The organism is Ruegeria sp. YTSA064 (assembly GCF_059610325.1).
The window spans coordinates 285604-299257 of the sequence record NZ_JBXWNK010000001.1 but is presented as its reverse complement, the minus strand read 5'-3'; the positions used below and the strand labels follow the sequence as shown (position 1 = coordinate 299257).

The window sequence follows — 13654 nt, the reverse complement described above, 5'->3', positions numbered from 1 at the left end:
CGCCCAGCGTTCAGGGCGCGCCACTTGGATCATCAGATCAGAAGGTCGAGGACACTTCCCACTTGGTGATCAGCTCGTTCAGGCTGCCATCGTCCTTCATGGATTGGATCGCTGCGTTGAACTTTTCTTTCAGTTCACCGTCCGATTCACGGATGCCCATGCCGACGCCACCGCCCAGCGGTACGTCATCGGCAACAAATTTCAGCTCACCGTCTTCTTCGACGATCGGTGCGAGGAAGGATTTGTCAGCCAGCACAGCATCGGCTTCGCCGTTGCGGACGGCTGCGATGGTTTCTTCAGGGCTGGCGAATTCGACCAGAGTTGCACCGGATTCAGCAATGTAACCCGCCTGAATGGTCCCGGTCTGAGCTGCGACAACGCCACCAGCGACGTCAACGTCATCGGACAGCGCAACATAGGCAGACGGATCCGGTGGCGTATAGTTCTGGGTGAAGTCGATGACTTCGTCGCGCTCGTCGGTGATCGACATACCTGCGATGATCACGTCATAGTTGCCCGACACCAGGTTCGGAATGATCGAATCCCAGTCGTTCTTGACCCATTCGCATTCCAGATTCGCGCGCTTGCACAGCTCATCGCCCAGTTCACGTTCGAAACCGTCGATCTCGCCCGCGTCGTTGATGAAGTTCCAAGGCGCATAGGCACCCTCGGTGCCCATGCGCACGGTATCGGCCATGGCGATACCGGCGGTCAGCGCCAGTGCTGCAGTGGTCAGAATCAGGTTTTTCATTGTTACTCCCCTTATTGGTTCTGTCCGTTGATTAAGCCGCCTGAGTGGCGGAGAGAAAGCCCTGAAGCCGTTCGGATTCAGGGGTGGTGAATAGATCTTCTGGCAGGCCCTCTTCTTCGATCAGGCCCTGATGCAGGAAGACGACGTGGCTCGAGATATCCGCAGCCATCTTCATGTCGTGGGTCACGATGATCATGGTGCGGCCTTCCGCGGCCAGATCCTTGATCACCTTGATCACTTCCTGTTCCAGTTCGGGATCGAGCGCCGAGGTCGGTTCATCGAACAGCAGCGCCTGCGGTTCCATGCACAGGCCGCGCGCGATCGCGGCGCGCTGTTGCTGTCCGCCCGACAGCTGTGCCGGATAAACATCGCATTTGTCGCCGATGCCGACCTTTTCCAGATACCTGCGTGCGCTGTCCTCAACCTCAGACCGATCTCGGCCCAGAACGGTGACGGGGGCCTCCATCACGTTTTGCAGGATGGTCATATGCGCCCACAGATTAAACTGCTGAAACACCATCGACAGGTTGGTGCGGATGCGCAGCACCTGTTTGGGGTCGGCGGGACGACGGTGATTGTGGCTGCCGGTCCAGCGGACAGGTTCGCCTTTGAACAGAATCTCGCCTTCTTGGCTGTCTTCCAACAGGTTGCAGCAGCGTAATAGGGTGGATTTCCCCGAGCCTGAAGACCCGATCAGCGAGACAACGTCGCCGCGATGCGCGGTGATATCCACGCCCTTGAGCACCTCAAGTTGGCCAAAGCTTTTGTGAAGGTTCTTGATCTCGATGACGGGAGCGGCGTCTGTCACGGGCTGTCCAGATATGATTGGTGTTGGTGCGGTAATAGGGCTGAAAAATCGGGCTAATGCAATGCGCAAATAACAAGTTCACGCTGAGAAATAGCCAATTTGGCCAATGACGCTGTCAGAATTGTCAGTTGGTTGGGCGATTTGCGTGCCGTTAGGGCGAACAGACAGGTAACCTTATGAGATTTGCAGTGACGGTTCTCAGGCTATCGACACCACCATCATACGAACGATATCCAATGCCAACATTGCGGGACTTACCGGCCGTTCGTCTAATCGTTCACGCTTTTGAGAATTTGTTGATAGAACGCGACGTTTGCATCCTCACCAGTAGGCCGTGCGACCCATTCCAAATCTAAACTCAGTGCTCCTGCGGGTACGATTTGCCGCGCGATATCGGGCGGTGTGGTTTCGTCAGACGTTCCATTCTTCCAGTCGTGAAAGGCTGTTGAGTATCGAACGACCGCTCCGCTAACCGGCAAATCGAGCAACCCGCCCTCGGCAAAGAACGTCAATCCGTCACCCATTTCTTCCCCGATGAGTTTGAGCCTGTTTCCCAATCGATGTCTAAGGATCGCTACAAACACTATCGCTGCGGAAAACGTGAATTTATCGACGAGCACAACAACCTGCTTGTTTGCGCTTTCCGAGATCGCGTCGATCAAAGGCATCGTTAGAAGAAAGTCGCCACCAGTATTTCCGCGAACGTCAATCAGAAGTGTTTTGGTCGAGCCGGCGCGCACATGTTCCACTGCGGCTGAGATGGCTTTGGGTAGCGCACTTTCGTTCGGATCAAAGAAGCTTGGTAACACTATTGATAGCCCAAGCTCTTGCCAGTCCTGTATTTCCACAAAAATCTCGGGCTCCCAAGCTGGATCAGCCTTGCCGTGCTCGTTTCTCGGGTAGAGCATCGATCCGGGAACCGTATGTTCATTTGCCAATTTCAGATTCGCTATCTGTCCATTTTCGTCCTGCACACGATATTCGGTCGCTTTGCCGTTTGACGAAAAACCCAAATGTGCCAAAGCGTACGGCCACGCAAAAAGGATCGGACCGATGACCCTTTTCCTTTGGCATGTTCCCGCCAGAAAATTCTCTGCCGTGGCTTCAATTTTGCTCAAAGCCGCACCGTTGATCGCGATCAATTTTCCACGCGGTGCAATTACCCCTGGTGCCGCCCCCATGACTTGCACTGAACGCCCCACGTTCACGAACCTCAGCGGCAGCACCGAGATCGCATCATTCGGGATCAGCCTTGTGTGCCCATTTTGGGGGAGTGCCAATAGGCGCATCGCGGACATCAAGAAGGCTTCGATACAGCCCTCCGAGGCGTATCGCCGGGTTTCACTAAGGCAGCTGTCTATCACGGCCTTATCGATCCGACGAAAGCTGGGATCGGTTGGCAGAGCAGTTTCTAGAATTTGCTTCAGGTCTTCCGTCAGCGCCATGATTCACAGTGCGCATAGCCAATCGTCAATGTCTAGATTGGACACGAAGCCGACATCAAGCTTTCTCAGCTCAGGTAAAATTATCCAGCAGCTTCGTAGTTGGGCTTTTCGCTTGGCTGTGCTGCAATTGGCTCAGGCTTTGGCTGCTTTTTGCCGTGCCAGTGCCGAATCCACGTCGCTGACACCCAACAGGCTTACGACGAGACGCAGCAGCGAATCCTCTTCTCCGCTGCGGTGTCCATCTGCCAATGCAACCGACCACATTGCCTGCACCACGGCTAGGCGATCATCATAGGCAATGGCCTCTTTGATGGCGCGGGTAAAGCGGACGGTGTCGGGGGCTTCTGCCTCAAGATCTTCAGCACAGGCGCGCAGGGAGGCGGCTTCGAACGGGGACAGGCCAAAACGTTCAGCCGAGATGCGGTCGATCCGGGCCATTTCGGTATCGGCATAGTCATTGTCGGATCGTGCAATTCGCACCAACAAGGCGGTGAGGGCCAGACGGGCGTCATCTTCGACAAGCGGGTCGGGCTGCGGCTGCGTGAGCCGGGACAGGAAATCACTGAACATGGTCAAAGATATAGAGGCTGCTTAGGTCGCTTCCAAGCGGCTTTGTATCCGTTCGCGTGCGGCCTTACTGTCGTTGAAGCTGAGACCCATGGCAATGCGGGCTTCTTCGACCATCTTGACTTCTCCTTCATCCGTATTGCCGTCGGCCAGCACCACCTCCCAAAGCGCGTCCAGAGCGGCCAGACGTTCGTTCAGATTGGTGGTTTCGCGGATCAGCTTGCCGAACGTGTCGGTTTCGGGGGCGGCTGCGTGCAGCTTCTCGCAAGTGGCGCGGACCTTGGCGGCCTCGATCGCGTTGTGCTGGTAGAGACGCGCAAGGATGCGGTCGATCAGGCTGATCTCTTCCAGCTTATAGTCGCGATCGGCCTGTGCCACGCGCACCAGCAGCGCCCCCAAAGCCAGTTCGGCATCAGGATCGGGCAACTTGTCATGTTGCGGAGGCCGGAAGGCCTGGAAGAATTTTTTCAACATGAGGTCAAGATATTCCGTAATTCGAGGTGCGCCAAGCGGTGCTAGCCCTCATAGCCCTGAATAATCACAAGATCGGCGGTTGATACCGGTTCACGAAGGGTTTTGGCGGCCTGATATCCTGCACATTCATAACAGGCTAGGGCCTGTTCATAGCTGGGAAACTCGATCACGACTGTACGGGCTCGGGCTTTGCCCTCGACCTCGGTCCTTTCACCGCCACGCACAAGAAATTTGCCGCCATATTCGGCAAAAGGGGCCGCGTTGGCAGCGACATACGATTTGTAGGTTTCGATGTCGTCTACATCGACATGGGCGACCCAATAACCTCTGGCCACGGCAATTCCTCCGCTGGTATCTGATGCAAGGTGCGGAGGAACCGCATAAAATGCAATCCCTTAAAAGTGGATCAACCGCCTGTCTGCAGCGCCTCGCGTGCTTTGTCCTGCAGCCAAGCGATCATTTGCCGATAAGGCACCGGGCCATAGCTGATCCGCGCCACGCCGAGTTTTGCAAGCGTTGGCGTAACCGGCGTGCCGGGCAGGGCGATGATGTTGACCGGCAGGTCGGTGGCCTCGCAAAGCTGGCCAATCATCGCTTCGTCTTTCAGTCCCGGTGCAAAGAAGCCGCTGGCACCAGCATCGGCATAGGCTTTGGCGCGGGCCATGGCATCATCCAGCATCGCCTGGTTATGCGTTTCCGGAGCCGCCTTTAGGAAAATATCGGTGCGGGCGTTGATGAAAGCAGGCACACCCGCAACATCACAAGATTCGCGCATGGCGGCGACACGCGCGGCTTGGGTTTCAGTGTCATAAAGCTCTTTAGTACCAACAATTTGGTCCTCGAAGTTGAAGCCGATTACGCCGGTTTCCAGCGCGCGTTTGACATTGGCCGATATGCCGAAAGTATCTTCGGCATAGGCGCCTTCAAGGTCCATCGTAACCGGGATATCGACCGCCTCAACAATGCGGCGGGCGTTGTCCAGCGCCGCATCAAAGGGGATGTTCTGCCCATCCGAAAACCCCTGTGCCATCGCGACCGGAGCACTGCCGGTCGCTAGTGCCTTGGCCCCCGCATCGCGCACAGCGGCGGCGCTGCCGGGGTCCCAGATATTGTAAAGGATGACCGGATCGCCCTTCTTATGCAGTGCGGCAAAAGTTTCTGCTTGGGTAATCTGGTTGGTCATGGCCGGTCTCCTGTCGCTGCTATGGCGGCAGTTAACCGTGTAACTGGTCGGCGCGTAAAGATATTTCGCGCCGAGGGGTACAATACTGTTATCGGTCCGTGATCAGACCAGACGCGAGGTGTCTTTTGCGGCGCGCACGAACTCGCGGAACAGGGGGTGCGGATCGAAGGGTTTGGATTTCAGTTCCGGGTGGTACTGAACGCCGATGAACCATGGATGATCCGACCATTCGACGATCTCGGGCAGACGGCCATCAGGGGACATGCCCGAGAAGTTCAGGCCGGCTTTTTCCAGCTTGTCGCGGTACTTGATGTCAACTTCATAGCGGTGTCGGTGGCGCTCCTCGATCTGGGTGCTGCCATAGACGTCTGCGACCTTGGAGCCTTCGGCCAGGACGGCGTTATAGGCGCCTAGACGCATGGTGCCACCTTTGTCATCACCGACTTTGCGCTCGACCTTGTGGTTGCCCTGCACCCATTCCTTGAGGTGGTAAACAACGGGCTCAAAACGCTTTTTTCCGGCCTCGTGGTCGAATTCCTCGGACCCGGCCTCGGTGATTCCCGCCGCATTGCGTGCAGCTTCGATGACCGCCATCTGCATGCCCAGACAGATGCCCAGATAGGGCACCTTGTGCTCGCGGGCGTATTGAGCAGCCTTGATCTTGCCTTCAGTGCCGCGTTCGCCAAACCCTCCGGGGACGAGGATGGCGTGGAAACCTTCGAGATGGGGGGCGGCGTCTTCGGTATCGAACACCTCGGCATCAACCCATTCGACCTTGACCTTGACCCGGTTGGCCATGCCGCCATGCGTCAACGCCTCGGCGATCGACTTATAAGCGTCTTCCAACTGCGTGTATTTGCCGACGATCGCGACCTTCACTTCGCCCTCTGCGTTGTGAATGCGGTCGCTGACGTCTTCCCACTTGGCCAGATCGGGCTTGGGGGCAGGACTGATCTGGAACGCGTCCAAAACCGCCTGATCCAGACCTTCGCGGTGATAGGCCAGCGGGGCGTCATAGATGGTGGACAGATCCTGCGCTGCAATAACGCTATCGGGGCGGACGTTACAGAACAGGGCCAGCTTTTCGCGTTCTTTCGTCGGAATCGGTCCTTCCGAGCGACACACCAGAATGTCAGGCGCAAGACCGATCGAGCGCAGCTCTTTCACCGAATGCTGGGTCGGTTTGGTTTTCAGTTCACCCGAGGCTTTGATGTAGGGCAGCAGCGTCAGGTGCATGAAAAGGCACTGACCGCGCGGCTTGTCTTGGCTGAACTGGCGGATGGCTTCAAAGAAGGGCAGGCCTTCGATATCACCCACGGTTCCGCCAATTTCGCAGAGCATGAAATCAACCTCATCCTCGCCAATGGCGATGAAGTCCTTGATCTCATTGGTGACGTGCGGGATCACCTGAATGGTTTTGCCGAGGTAATCTCCACGGCGCTCTTTCTCGAGCACGTTGGAATAAATCCGTCCCGAGCTGACCGAGTCGGTTTTGCGTGCGGCCACGCCGGTGAATCGCTCATAGTGGCCAAGGTCCAGATCGGTCTCGGCCCCGTCATCAGTGACGAACACCTCGCCATGTTCGAACGGCGACATCGTGCCCGGATCAACGTTCAGGTAGGGGTCCAGCTTGCGCAGACGCACCGAATACCCTCGGGCCTGTAACAGCGCGCCCAGAGCCGCCGAAGCCAGTCCTTTGCCCAAGGATGAAACCACACCACCAGTGATGAATATAAAACGCGCCATGTTGTTCGGCTGCTCCCGTGAGACGTCATTATCAGCTGCCCGGCGGCTTACAAAAAACCGCTGCATCACGGGACTTCACATATAAAGGATTCGCGCACATAGCGCAAGAGAACCGCAAGATGCTGTTGCAGTTCCCCTATGAATTTCTAGGTTTTGTGGCTTAGTCGGCAGCCTGCGGGATCAGCGGAGCGTTGTCGCCTTGTGCTGGCGGCAGCAGTTCATCCGCAGATGGAACCGCCGGAGCGCTTTCCTCAGCCGGTGCCGGAGCAGGTACGCCCAAACGATCAATCACCGAGCTGCCCGAAGATTTCTGAGCGGCCAAAATCGTCAGCGTGATCGAGGTTACGATGAAACACGCAGCCAGGATCCAAGTCAGCTTGCCCAGAGCGGTCGCTGCCGCGCGGCCCGTCATGGCCCCGCCGCCACCGCCACCCATGCCAAGGCCGCCGCCTTCGGAACGTTGCATCAGCACAACGACAATCAGGCCCAAAGCCAGAAGAAGGTGGATGATGAGAACGACGTTTTCCATGGTGGTCCTGTACAGCGTGGCGTGTATCGCGTGGTACTTATGCAAGTTTGATGCTGGGGGCAAGTCACGAGTTGGCATCACGTGCGGTGATGTTTCATATCACACCAAAGAGACTGGACAGAGCGCCGTTCTGTCGCGCAGGCTGCGCCCCATGCCACATGATGATCACGACCACCCGCACGCTCTGTTGCCCCCTGAACCCGCGCTTCGCGTCAAGGCGCTTGAAACGATTCTGACCCGCAAGGGGCTGATCGATCCGGCGGCGTTAGATGAAATCATCGACACCTATCAAAACAAGATTGGCCCGCAGAACGGCGCGCATGTCGTTGCCAAGGCCTGGAGTGATCCCGATTTCAAAGCCGCGCTGCTGGAGGATGCCACCTCGGTCGTGGCCGATCTGGGCTATTACGGCCGACAGGGTGAGCACATGGTGGTCGTCGAGAACACGCCTGAACAGCATAATATGGTCGTCTGCACCTTGTGCAGTTGTTACCCGTGGCCGCTGCTGGGTATCCCGCCGGGTTGGTACAAATCCGATGCCTACCGCGCCCGTGCCGTACGCGAACCGCGCAAGGTTCTTGCCGAATTTGGCGTGACGCTGCCCGAAGATACATCCGTACGGGTGTGGGACTCGACCGCCGAGATTCGCTATCTTGTCCTGCCGATGCGCCCCGAGGGCAGCGAAGGGCTGAGTGAGGAAGAACTCGCTGCGCTGGTCATCCGTGACAGTATGATCGGCACCGGGCTGCCCAAGGTGCCATCATGACGCGGATTCATGACATGGGAGGGCGTTTTGGCGATGGCTCGGTTGTACCGGAGGCTGAGGACGCTCCGGTCTTTGCAGAAGACTGGCACGGTCGGGCGCTGGCGGTAACACTCGCTGCGGGATTTCTGGGGCAATGGAATATCGATATCTCACGCCACGCGCGTGAAAAACTGTCTCCTAAAGACTACGCGCGGTTTTCCTACTATGAGAAGTGGATATCCGGTCTAGCCGATCTTTTGGTCGATAAGGGTGTCCTGACGCTTGAAGATTTGCGCGGTGTGGACCGGGATGGTGACCATCCTTTGGCAGAGCGCACCCTGAAGGCTGAGGCAGTCGCGGACGCTTTGGCCAAAGGTGGACCCGCGGATCGCCCGTCGAACGTCGAAGTTCGGTTTGAAACCGGGCAAGCCGTCCGAACTCTGGGCCAAAGCGCAAATCGCCTGGTTGAGGGCGGCCACACCCGACTTCCGGCCTATGCCTCGGGCGCAAAGGGTCGCATTCTCAGATTGCATGGCACCCATGTGCTGCCGGATTCCAACGCCCATGAATTGGGTGAGGCCCCTGAGCCGCTTTACGCCGTCGCGTTTTCCACCTCGGAGCTTTGGGCAAATCCTGAGCATCCATCAGACGAGGTCGTATTGGATCTGTGGCAATCTTATCTGGAGCCCGCATGAGCGATTGTATCACCCATTCGGCCCCGGAGCCGATTTTCGCCGAGCCCTGGCACGCGCAGGTTTTTGCAGTCACCGTAGCTTTGAACGAAGCGGGCCGGTTTGATTGGTCGGACTGGGCAGAGCGGTTTTCCATTACTTTGAAACGGAACGGCCTCAAAAAAGAACTGGATGGTGGTGACGATTACTTTCACGCTTGGTTGGAGACCTTGGAGGCGCTGCTGGCTGAGCAGGGAAAAGCACCCACTGATGATGTCCAAGATATTCGCAATGCATGGGAAGAGGCCTATCTGACAACACCCCACGGTCACCCCGTACACTTACGCTAAAAGCAGAAGGGGCTCTGCCCCCGCCACCCGTCCGGGCGGCTCCCCCCAGGTACTTTTGGCCAGATGAAGCAGGGGATCCGTTTTTCATCTGGCCCAAAGTACCTCCGCCGGAGGCATCGCGCGCAGCGCGATTTTCAACTGCGGCGAAATATCGGTTTCCCTGCCGTCTGTGCCTCGCTATATGAGCCAGGTTTGATTATTCAGCGCAAAAGGACCGGATATGGCCAACGTGGTTGTTGTCGGCGCCCAGTGGGGTGACGAAGGAAAAGGCAAGATTGTCGACTGGCTCAGCGAGCGTGCAGATGTGATCGCGCGTTTTCAGGGTGGACATAATGCCGGGCACACACTGGTCATTGAGGGCGAGGTATACAAACTGCACGCGCTGCCTTCGGGCGTGGTGCGCGGCGGCAAGCTGAGTGTGATCGGCAATGGTGTTGTTCTTGATCCTTGGCACCTGATCAAAGAGATCGGAACAATCCGTGCCCAAGGCGTTGATATCACGCCTGAGACGCTGATGATTGCTGAAAACACCCCACTGATCCTGCCGTTCCATGGCGAGTTAGATCGTGCGCGCGAGAGCCAGAATTCAGTCGCCAAGATCGGGACAACCGGTCGCGGGATCGGTCCGTGTTATGAAGACAAGGTCGGGCGTCGCGTAATTCGGGTGGCTGACCTGGCCGATGACGCAACGCTGGCGCTCCGGGTGGATCGGGCGCTGGTCCATCACAACGCGCTGCGCAATGGTTTGGGGCTTGATCCGATTGATCGGGACGCGTTGATCGCGCAGCTGAAAGAGATCGCGCCGCAAATTTTGCCTTTCGCAGCACCGGTGTGGAAGGTGCTGAATGAGAAGCGCAAGGCGGGCAAGCGTATCCTGTTCGAAGGCGCGCAGGGCGCGTTGCTGGATATTGATTTCGGGACCTATCCGTTTGTGACATCGTCAAATGTGATTGCAGGCCAGGCCTCAACGGGCGTCGGAATCGGACCGGGCTCGATCGACTTCGTTCTGGGCATCGTCAAGGCTTACACGACCCGCGTGGGTGAGGGGCCATTCCCCACCGAGTTGGACGATGCAGATGGCCAGCGTCTGGGCGAACGGGGACATGAGTTCGGAACGACGACGGGTCGCAAGCGACGCTGCGGGTGGTTCGACGCCTGTCTGGTACGCCAAACCTGCGCGACCAGCGGTGTGAACGGCATTTCGCTGACCAAATTGGATGTTCTGGATGGGTTCGAGACACTGAAAATCTGCGTTGGATACGAGCTGGATGGCAAACGTCTGGACTATCTGCCGACAGCCGCCGACCAACAGGCGCGATGCACTCCTATCTACGAAGAGATGCCGGGGTGGAGCGAATCAACCGAAGGTGCACGCAGCTGGGCTGATCTGCCAGCCAACGCAATCAAATATGTGCGCCGGGTCGAGGAACTGATCGATTGCCCGGTTGCCCTATTGTCCACCAGCCCGGAGCGGGAGGATACCATTCTGGTTACCGACCCGTTTGCAGACTGATGAGCGGTAGCGACAAGCCTGGCCTTAGCTACAAAGCACGGCGGCGCTGGTCTCTGGTACTGCTGCTGGTCGGGTTGCCAGTCTATATCGTTGCGGTTGTGACTATCGTGAACTGGCTGGACCGCCCGCCAATCTGGCCGGAGCTTTTGGTCTATGTCGCGTTGGGCATTCTATGGGCATTACCCTTCAAGTTTGTCTTTCGTGGTGTGGGTAAAGAAGACCCAGATCAGGATCAAAATTAGACTTTCCGACTGCCGGTGCGTCATTCGCGAGGCACGCTGACTGCAGCTTAAACGCGTTGCAGGTAAGGGCGGTTAGGGCATGAACAAAGGGCTTTTCGCGGCGTTCGCCGCGTCTTGTGTCGCATACGGCGCTCAGGCTGGAGACTGGAGCTACACGGTCGCACCCTTTTTGGGGGGCTGGAATTCAGGACCTCCCTTGAAGTGGGGCCGAACCCGCCGGTGAACGGGGATACCTCGATCTTCAATATTTCAAAGGGGGCAATTCTGATTGTAGGCGAGGCCCGGAATGGCGGATGGTCCATTGGATGCGAGTTCAACTACCTGAACCTAGGAGACTATGTTTCCATCGGACCATCTAACAACGCCGCCAGTTGAGAGCTTGAGGGCACCATGACATCGCTGGGGGCCGGTTTCGCGGTTTATGAAGATGAACAGTCGCGGCTGGAAGCGATTGCCGGGCTGCGCCATTGGGATCTTGATGTCTCAACCACGGTGCTGGTTCGCACATTCAGCGCGGATCAAACTTGGACTGACCCGTTGGTTGGAGCGCGCTACAGTCGTGCTCTGAACGATCGATGGAGTGTCACCGCAATAGGAAACATTGGCGGCTTTGGTTATGGTTCAGAGTTACAGTGGGAGGCGCTGGCACAAGCCAACTAGAAATGACGACCTGGCATCAGCGTCGCCGGTGGGTGCCGCCATCTGGATGTTGTGTTTCAAGATGGACGTGAATTGATCGATCTGATCCTGACCGGCCCCTACGTGGCGTTGGCCTTATTATTCTAATCTGGTTGGTCGCGCCGAAGCCGCGCTATTAAAAGAATTAGGGCCAGAGTATCCTCTGGCCCTACTACGACTCGAGGGGGGTAATGGATTCGCTGGGACCTAGCCCGCAGCGCGTTCGTTGTCATTGGGGCGGAAGCCGATGTCGGTTGAGGCAGCGAATCGACCACCTCCAGCTTTCTCGATCTTGCCATCGCGAAGCAACTGACCGAAGGAGCGCAGGCTTTCTTCGCGATTAAACGCATCTTGCTTAAGCGAGCGGACCTTGTTCATAAGTTGCGGGCGCGAGAACTGCTCTTGACCTTCGATAAAGGACAGATAGGCAGCTGCAGCTTCAAGCAGATCAGGCAGCGACTGGGCGCCCTGTTCCTGTGCGAAAGTGGCAAATCCGCCTTCTTCTTCACCCGTGTCTTCATCAGTTGAAGTGATCCGGCGCGGCGTAACAGGGCCAGTATCGGCATTCTCGGTATCGATGCGCTGTTCGGCAACCAGCTTCAAGGGGGCGGCCGATTCTGGGGTCGGGCGCTGGCTGGTGACTTCAACCGCGGGACGACGTGGATTGACGACTGAGGCCAGATCGCCGCGAAAATCATCTTCGGGTGTCTTTGTCTTGTCGCCTACGGCTTCGCGTTCGGCCTCGGTCGCGGCGACCGCAGCGCGCAAGTGCGAGTAGGTTTCACGCTGATCGCTGGTAGCGGGATCGTCCAGCTGAACATCTGCTTCGTCCATTAGGCGCGAGACGTCCTCATCTGGTCCAGAAATACTGGGCACATCGGCTTCAGAAATTGCTTCGAGTTCGGATTCAACAAGCGCGATCTCATCCAACAAAAGCGCTTCTTCCTCGACCGAGATGATGCCGTGCTCGATTCCGGTCATTGCCTCAGAGGCAACACTACTGGCTTCATCGCCTAGAATGTTTGATGGGTTTTCTTCCTCGACTTCTGGGGCCTCATCATCCAGATCAGAAAACAGAACGTCGTTTTCCGTTACATCAGCTGTGGCAGGTTCCGACGCTCCGATTTCTTCAGCTTCATCCGCCGATTCCGCGGCAGCGACCAATGCACTTAGATCGTCGGAGGTCTCCTCTACCGTTTCATCTGAGGTCTCTTCAACCAATTCATCTGAGCTTTCTGGTTCCGTAACATGAGCCGCCTCGTCGGCCTGTGCTTCGGCTAACTCGTCGACATGTTCCGGTTCGGCAGCCAGCTCGGGCTTGGGCGCAGGGAAGGTATCCTCTTCTGCTTCCTGCAAGTCGGCGGGATCCAGTGCGCCTGCTTCAAAGGCGGCAGAGATGGCATCAACCTTTGGCTTCACAGGCTGAAGATAGCTGGAGTCTTCGTCCTCTGAATAGCCGGGGGAGACTTCTTCGGAATGCGAAACCACAGCTCGGATGCGCTGGAGTTTGGCCGCAATACTGTCGGCCGCTGGGCTGTCCACTGCAGGAGCGGATTGTGCCGCGACGGGCGCAGGGGCGGGGGGAACAACATCGGTGGTCTGAACAGGTACAGGCTCAGGCGCACTCGCGACTGCAGCGGGGGTCGGTACTGCAGGTGCAGCGGGGGTCGGTACTGCAGGGGCGTCGGTCTCGGTCGCGCGTAGCAGCAGACCGCTGTCGTTCTGACTGGCTTCTACCTTTCGTGCGACATCGCGCTGGGCTATGCGGGTCAGCATCTCGGCATCGGGCTGAGGGGGCTCAGAACCAAAATAGCGGTCGTCCGCCGCGAGATCTCGGAAATACTCGGCTATGGCTTTCATCGTTTCAAATGAATCGTCGAAGCCTTCGAGCGTGCATGAAAAGGTTCCGTAGGAAACGGTAAGTACCTTGTTGTTCTGTACCATCAGACGCA

Annotated in this window: 16 protein-coding genes; 6 read left to right on the top strand and 10 right to left on the bottom strand. The window is 57.4% G+C overall.

Annotated features, from left to right (window positions below; translation table 11 throughout):
* Positions 1-37: 37 nt before the first annotated feature.
* The 9 genes from AC2FI7_RS01445 to secG all read right to left on the bottom strand — a co-directional run bounded on the left by AC2FI7_RS01445 (position 38) and on the right by secG (position 7503).
* Positions 38-751, bottom strand: a complete 714-nt coding sequence (locus tag AC2FI7_RS01445; protein WP_010439165.1) for a transporter substrate-binding domain-containing protein — start codon at positions 749-751, stop codon at positions 38-40.
* A gap of 31 nt (positions 752-782) precedes the next feature.
* Positions 783-1559: an ABC transporter ATP-binding protein gene (locus AC2FI7_RS01440; RefSeq protein WP_010439167.1), complete on the bottom strand. Its 777-nt coding sequence runs from the start codon at positions 1557-1559 to the stop codon at positions 783-785.
* 269 nt (positions 1560-1828) lie between these two features.
* Complete coding sequence (locus AC2FI7_RS01435; protein ID WP_010439170.1) at positions 1829-3004, bottom strand: S41 family peptidase; 1176 nt, start codon at positions 3002-3004, stop codon at positions 1829-1831.
* Positions 3005-3136: 132 nt separating this feature from the next.
* On the bottom strand, positions 3137-3574 hold the full coding sequence (locus AC2FI7_RS01430) for a tellurite resistance TerB family protein (protein ID WP_010439172.1): 438 nt from the start codon (positions 3572-3574) through the stop codon (positions 3137-3139).
* A 21-nt stretch (positions 3575-3595) separates the two neighbouring features.
* Positions 3596-4045 carry a tellurite resistance TerB family protein gene (locus AC2FI7_RS01425; protein WP_010439176.1) on the bottom strand — a complete coding sequence of 150 codons (450 nt, stop codon included), beginning with the start codon at positions 4043-4045 and terminating at the stop codon, positions 3596-3598.
* Positions 4046-4086: 41 nt separating this feature from the next.
* Positions 4087-4380 carry a DUF1330 domain-containing protein gene (locus AC2FI7_RS01420; protein WP_010439177.1) on the bottom strand — a complete coding sequence of 98 codons (294 nt, stop codon included), beginning with the start codon at positions 4378-4380 and terminating at the stop codon, positions 4087-4089.
* Positions 4381-4451: 71 nt separating this feature from the next.
* Positions 4452-5228: an isocitrate lyase/PEP mutase family protein gene (locus AC2FI7_RS01415; RefSeq protein ID WP_010439180.1), complete on the bottom strand. Its 777-nt coding sequence runs from the start codon at positions 5226-5228 to the stop codon at positions 4452-4454.
* Between the two features lie 102 nt (positions 5229-5330).
* Positions 5331-6974 carry a CTP synthase gene (gene pyrG / locus AC2FI7_RS01410; RefSeq protein WP_010439182.1) on the bottom strand — a complete coding sequence of 548 codons (1644 nt, stop codon included), beginning with the start codon at positions 6972-6974 and terminating at the stop codon, positions 5331-5333.
* Positions 6975-7134: 160 nt separating this feature from the next.
* The gene (secG, locus tag AC2FI7_RS01405) at positions 7135-7503 is read right to left on the bottom strand and encodes a preprotein translocase subunit SecG (protein ID WP_010439184.1); all 369 of its coding nucleotides are present in this window, start codon (positions 7501-7503) and stop codon (positions 7135-7137) included.
* Between the two features lie 151 nt (positions 7504-7654).
* Here secG and nthA point away from each other — a divergent pair, with 151 nt between their 5' ends.
* The 6 genes from nthA to AC2FI7_RS01375 all read left to right on the top strand — a co-directional run bounded on the left by nthA (position 7655) and on the right by AC2FI7_RS01375 (position 11684).
* Positions 7655-8269: a nitrile hydratase subunit alpha gene (nthA, locus tag AC2FI7_RS01400; protein ID WP_029621743.1), complete on the top strand. Its 615-nt coding sequence runs from the start codon at positions 7655-7657 to the stop codon at positions 8267-8269.
* Positions 8266-8943, top strand: coding sequence for a nitrile hydratase subunit beta (gene nthB, locus AC2FI7_RS01395; RefSeq protein ID WP_496815568.1), 678 nt, complete (start codon positions 8266-8268; stop codon positions 8941-8943). Before nthA ends, nthB begins: the two co-directional genes overlap by 4 nt.
* A complete protein-coding gene (locus tag AC2FI7_RS01390) occupies positions 8940-9269 on the top strand; it encodes a nitrile hydratase accessory protein (RefSeq protein WP_010439189.1) in 330 nt (109 codons plus the stop codon). The genes nthB and AC2FI7_RS01390 overlap by 4 nt, the downstream gene beginning before the upstream one ends.
* A 220-nt stretch (positions 9270-9489) precedes the next feature.
* Positions 9490-10782 (top strand): adenylosuccinate synthase, encoded by a 1293-nt coding sequence (locus AC2FI7_RS01385; RefSeq protein ID WP_010439192.1) that lies wholly within the window; start codon positions 9490-9492, stop codon positions 10780-10782.
* On the top strand, positions 10782-11024 hold the full coding sequence (locus AC2FI7_RS01380) for a DUF2842 domain-containing protein (protein ID WP_496815567.1): 243 nt from the start codon (positions 10782-10784) through the stop codon (positions 11022-11024). Before AC2FI7_RS01385 ends, AC2FI7_RS01380 begins: the two co-directional genes overlap by 1 nt.
* Positions 11025-11414: 390 nt before the next feature.
* Positions 11415-11684: a hypothetical protein gene (locus AC2FI7_RS01375; protein ID WP_010439195.1), complete on the top strand. Its 270-nt coding sequence runs from the start codon at positions 11415-11417 to the stop codon at positions 11682-11684.
* A 225-nt stretch (positions 11685-11909) separates the two neighbouring features.
* On the opposite strand, the gene AC2FI7_RS01370 is transcribed toward AC2FI7_RS01375, so the two are convergent.
* Positions 11910-13646 (bottom strand): hypothetical protein, encoded by a 1737-nt coding sequence (locus tag AC2FI7_RS01370; RefSeq protein ID WP_496815566.1) that lies wholly within the window; start codon positions 13644-13646, stop codon positions 11910-11912.
* Positions 13647-13654: the final 8 nt, after the last annotated feature.